The organism is Mesorhizobium sp. M7A.F.Ca.ET.027.03.2.1 (assembly GCF_003999175.1).
Taxonomy (GTDB): domain Bacteria; phylum Pseudomonadota; class Alphaproteobacteria; order Rhizobiales; family Rhizobiaceae; genus Mesorhizobium.
Genome location: NZ_RZOM01001737.1, coordinates 1 through 659 on the forward strand (window position 1 = coordinate 1; position 659 = coordinate 659).

At 63.4% G+C, this 659-nt stretch carries 1 protein-coding gene; it reads left to right on the top strand.

The window, feature by feature from the left end; genetic code table 11:
* Window positions 1-659, top strand: a 659-nt coding sequence (locus EN750_RS37745; RefSeq protein ID WP_127399497.1) for an extracellular solute-binding protein, incomplete at both ends; no start/stop codon positions are given.

Sequence of the window (659 nt, forward strand, 5' to 3'; positions counted from 1 at the left end):
ATGTGCTGTTCCGCGGCTTCCTGAAGCCGTGGGAGACCTACACCGGCGCCAAGATCAACTGGATCGACCTGGCGCAGGCCGATTACAACGCCCGCCTGCAGCAGTCGATCGCGACCGGCACCGTCGATTTCGACATCATCGAAATGGGCGCGCCGTTCGAAGGCGATGTCTGCGGCAAGGGCCTGACGTCGGAAATGCCCGACTGGGTCAAGACCCAGATCGATTTCGACGATCTGGTCAGCTACCTGAAGCCGCCGGTCGGCACCTGGGACGGCAAGCAATACCGCGTGACCGTCGACGGCGACGCGCACAACTTCAACTACCGCACCGACGTGTTCGCCGATGCCGACCTCGCCAAGGCCTGGAAGGACGGCGGTGGTGAAGGTGAATGGGGCGTGCCGAAGACCTGGCAGCAGGTTCAGGCAGTGACCAAGTTCCTCAAGGGCAAGAAGCTCAAGGACCAGGACGTCTATGGCTATCTCGACGCGCCAAAGCCCTGGGGCGGCTTCGGCTTCTATTTCCTCGGCAGCCGCGCCACCGCTTATGCCAAGCACCCCGACGACAAGGCCTGGCTGTTCGACGCCGACACGATGAAGCCCCGCGTCAACAATCCGGCCTGGGTACGCGCCATCCAGGACGTCATCGACGCGCTGCCGTCC